Below are 3,954 nucleotides of genomic sequence, written 5' to 3' on the forward strand. Positions count from 1 at the left end.
CCCGAGAAGCTGCTCGCACTGTGTTTCTACGAGCCGAGCACGCGCACCAAGATGTCGTTCGAGGCCGCGATGAAGCGGCTCGGCGGCGACGTCGTCGACATGGGCGGCGTCGACGCCTCCTCGGTGAAGAAAGGCGAGAGCCTCGCCGACACGGTCCGGGTGATCGAGGGGTACGCCGACGGCCTCGTGCTTCGCCACCCCCGCGAGGGCGCCGCGAAGATGGCCGCGGAGTTCGTCGACGCGCCGGTGATCAACGCCGGCGACGGCGCGGGCCACCACCCGAGTCAGACGCTGCTCGACCTCTACACCATCCGGGAGTCCGCGGGGCTTGACGACCTCACGATCGGCATCGTCGGCGACCTGAAGTACGGCCGGACGGTCCACTCCCTCGCGACCGCGCTGACGGAGTTCGACGCGCGGATGCACTTCGTCAGCCCGGAGTCGCTGCGGCTTCCGCGATCGGTCCGGTTCGACCTCCACGAGGCCGGCGCACAGGTCCGGGAGCACACCGAACTCGAGGAGGTGCTGCCCGAACTCGACGTGCTGTACGTCACGCGCATCCAGCGGGAGCGCTTCCCCGACGAGGACGAGTACCAGAAAGTCGCCGGGGAGTACCGGATCGACGCGGAGACGCTCGACGCCGCCCGCGACGACCTGACGGTGATGCACCCGCTGCCCCGCGTCGACGAGATCGCCCCCGAGATCGACGACACCGAGCACGCCGACTACTTCGAGCAGGCCCACAACGGCGTCCCGGTCCGGATGGCACTGCTCGATCTCCTGTTCCAGAACCATGAGTGATCACGAACTCCGCGTCTCGAAGATCCGCGACGGCACCGTGCTCGACCACCTCCCCGGCGGCAGCGCGCTGAACGTGCTCGCGATGCTGGGGATCGACGGCAGCGAGGGCACCGGCGTCAGCGTCGCGATGAACGTTCCCTCCGACCGCCTCGGCACCAAGGACGTGGTGAAAGTCGAGGAGCGCGAACTCTCCCAGGCCGAAGTGGACGTGCTCTCGCTGATCGCGCCGCGGGCGACGGTGAACATCGTCCGGGAGTACGACGTTCGGGAGAAGAAGCAGGCCGAACGCCCGTCGTCGGTGTCGGGCGTGCTGGCCTGCCCGAACAGTAGCTGCATCACCAACGCCGACGAGCCGGTCGAGAGCCGCTTCGACGTGCTCGACGACGGCGTGCGCTGTGGCTACTGCGAAGAGATCATCCGCGAAGGGATCGCGGACCACCTGGACGTGGCCTGAGGCGTCGCAGGAGTTTTTCGACACTGACCGTGATTTATACCGTTTCCGAGGTGGAGTCCGCGCGTGACTGTCACTCTCTCCCAAAGTTATTTGTCATTTAGTGATCACCATTGGAGTATGTCAGAAGCGGCAGAATCCGACGGTCCTGAAGTGTTGGGGTCCGGTATTCGAATCCCCGAGTACTATCTTCGAAAGAGAGGGGAGGCGCTTTCGAACGAAGAAGTGACCCAGCATCTCGGCAGTATTCGGAACCAACTCGAGGAGTATCTGGAGCCCGACGAGCCTCTCGAAGCCGTCTACTCCGGGATCGGAACGTCCTTCGGCGGGGCGGGAAGCGGGCTATACGTGTTCGGGGCGACTGACCGCCGGTTCGTCATCCTCGATCAGAACGGACGGTTCGCCGAGGTGGACTACGACGCGGTGACGACGATCGACCGGGAGACGGACGTGTTCAGTTACGAAGTGGACACCTCTCGGCTACGTGAGATCGGAATAGGGGGCGGGGCCATGCTCGTCTTCATCGTCCTGATGAACGTGTTCACTCAGCCCGTTTTTGCGCTCGGCTTCATTCTGAGTTTCTTCGGCACGGCCTACATGATAAACCGCCACTGGAAGGAGAGCAAGCGTCTCCACATCCCCTTCTACGAGGTCGTGATCCGTACGCCCAACAGCACCGACCGAAGCGTCGAGGTCGAAGCCGACACGGACTGGGTGCTCGGGACGACCGACGTCAACGTTCGAGAGTCGGAGTCCGAGCGGTACGTGATTCGGCAGTGGATGAGTCCCGAAGAAGCACCCGACACCGGCGGCACCGGGATCGAATACGACGGCGTGGAGACGTTCGGCGACGGCACCGTCGAGGAGCCGCGAGATCTCGAGACCCGCCTCTCCAAGATCGTCCGGAAACACAGAGACTGAGACCGGTCGGATTCCCTCGTCCCTGTCCTCCGATTTTGACAGAACGACCTCTCACCGCAGCGACCCCAGCGACGGCCGCCACGACAGCAGCACGACCGTCACCAGGAACACCGCGGTCGACACGTCGTAGGCGTACGTCGTCGTCGCCGCCGCGACGAACGAACCGCCGCCCAGCGCCGCCGTCCCCACCGACGCGAGGATCGGCCACGAACAGGAGATACAGGAGAACAACCCCAGCAGCCCCGACACCGCCGACCCGGACACGTCGAGCACCGTGACGTAGACGAGGTAGGCGAGCGCGAGGTAGCCGACGACGCGGGCGGGCATCAGGACCAGCCGGACGAACTCGCTTTTGAACGTGAGCGCCGGTCCCCAACCCGGCGGGAGCCAGAGCACCGAGAAGCCGGCCGAGTAGTCGAACGTCGCCGGGATCCCGGGGGCGACGACGCCGCCGGTGTACGCGAGCACCGCGAGGTAGCCGAGGGCGAGCACGCCCGCGCGGCGGACCGCCGAGGCGCTCGCGTCGGGGGCGTCAGTCCGGAGGACCACCCACAGCGAGACGTTGATCCAGAGCAGGCCGTACAGCGCGAAGCGCGGCTGGCTGACCGAGACGGTGTCGCCGAACAGCCAGTAGCCGGTCAGCGCCATCACCTCGACGTACAGGACGCCCGTCCAGAACAGGATCGTCCGGGGTTCGGGGAGAACGTCGGCGTCCACGCGGTCGAGGACGGACATCGTCACAGCGCCAGCGTGTCGAGCACGACGGCGAGCAGCACGCCGCCGAGGTAGGCGTTCGAGGCGTGGAACGCGCGGAACGCCGCCGCCTCGGTACGCTCGAAGTGGAGGCGGACGACCGCCCAGAGGAACACCCCGGCGAGGGCGATCCCGAGCGCGACGAACAGCCAGTCCAGCCCCGGGATCAGCGCCAGCGCGGCCGTCGCCGCGAGCGTCGCGCCGAGGTACCAGAGGATGTGTCGGCGCGTGGTCGTCTCGCCGCGGACGACGGGCATCATCGGGAAGCCGCCGGCCTCGTAGTCGTCCTTGTAGGCGAGCGCGAGGTTGTAGAAGTGGGCGGGCGTCCAGAGGAACACGACCGCCGCCAGCCCGACGCCGCCCCAGCCGATCTCGCCGGTCACTGCGGCCCAGCCGATCAGCGCGGGGAGCGCGCCGGCGGCGCCGCCGATGACGGTGTTCTGGACGGTGTTGGGCTTGAGGATCAGCGTGTAGACGACGCTGTAGAACGCGATCGCGATCAGCCCCAGCACCGCCGCGAGGACGTTGATCGACGCGAACAGCCCGACGGAGATCGCCGCGAGGGAGAGGCCGAACGCGACGGCGTTGCGGACCGGCACCAGATCGACCGCGAGCGGGCGGTCGCTGGTGCGCTGCATCCGGCGGTCCACGTCGCGTTCGAGGACGTGGTTGAACGTCCCGGAGGCGCCGATCGCGAGCGCGCCGCCGACCATCGTCTTCGCGACGACGGGGACGGTGAAGTTCTCGCCGCCGGCCAGCGCCATCGCCGCCGCCGCCACCAGACAGAGCAGCCACATCAGCCGGGGCTTGGTCAGCCGGGCGTACGCCAGAATCTTCGCCTTCGTCCGGGGCCACCCCGGTTCGGGGAGCGCCGGCGAGGGCGCGTCCTCGACGGGCGGGAGTTCGTCGTCGAGCGGGTCCTCCGGCTCGTCGTCGGGGTCGCCCGTGGCGGCTTCGAGCGCCCACGTCAACGCCGCGAGCACCCCGCCGAAGATGAGGAAGAACATCGCCGTCGCGATGTAGAGGAT

Annotated in this window: 5 protein-coding genes; 3 read left to right on the forward strand and 2 right to left on the reverse strand. The window is 67.4% G+C overall.

Annotated features, from left to right (window positions below; all coding sequences use genetic code 11):
- From pyrB to ACFR9S_RS07940, 3 genes are all read left to right on the forward strand, one after another.
- Positions 1-801, forward strand: an 801-nt coding sequence (pyrB, locus tag ACFR9S_RS07930) for an aspartate carbamoyltransferase (RefSeq protein WP_379818385.1), incomplete at its 5' end; no start/stop codon positions are given.
- The gene (gene pyrI, locus ACFR9S_RS07935; RefSeq protein WP_379731483.1) at positions 794-1,255 is read left to right on the forward strand and encodes an aspartate carbamoyltransferase regulatory subunit; all 462 of its coding nucleotides are present in this window, start codon (positions 794-796) and stop codon (positions 1,253-1,255) included. The genes pyrB and pyrI, both read left to right, overlap by 8 nt.
- 117 nt (positions 1,256-1,372) lie before the next feature.
- Complete coding sequence (locus tag ACFR9S_RS07940; protein ID WP_379818386.1) at positions 1,373-2,173, forward strand: hypothetical protein; 801 nt, start codon at positions 1,373-1,375, stop codon at positions 2,171-2,173.
- Between the two features lie 51 nt (positions 2,174-2,224).
- On the opposite strand, the gene ACFR9S_RS07945 is transcribed toward ACFR9S_RS07940, so the two are convergent.
- Together ACFR9S_RS07945 and ACFR9S_RS07950 are read right to left on the reverse strand one after the other, a co-directional pair.
- Entirely contained in the window at positions 2,225-2,908 is a 684-nt protein-coding gene (locus ACFR9S_RS07945) for a DUF7546 family protein (RefSeq protein WP_379731485.1), read from the reverse strand.
- A 2-nt stretch (positions 2,909-2,910) separates the two neighbouring features.
- Positions 2,911-3,954: heme o synthase (locus ACFR9S_RS07950; protein WP_379818387.1), on the reverse strand; the 1,044-nt coding region annotated here is incomplete at its 5' end.

Origin of the sequence: Halolamina salina, assembly GCF_042678005.1 — an archaeon.
GTDB lineage: Archaea > Halobacteriota > Halobacteria > Halobacteriales > Haloferacaceae > Halolamina > Halolamina salina.

Coding starts and splice junctions, on each gene's coding strand:
- ACFR9S_RS07940 (WP_379818386.1), top strand. CDS start 1,373: ATGTCAGAAGCGGCAGAATCCGACGGTCCTGAAGTGTTGGGGTCCGGT.
- pyrI (WP_379731483.1), top strand. CDS start 794: ATGAGTGATCACGAACTCCGCGTCTCGAAGATCCGCGACGGCACCGTG.
- ACFR9S_RS07945 (WP_379731485.1), bottom strand. CDS start 2,908: ATGTCCGTCCTCGACCGCGTGGACGCCGACGTTCTCCCCGAACCCCGG.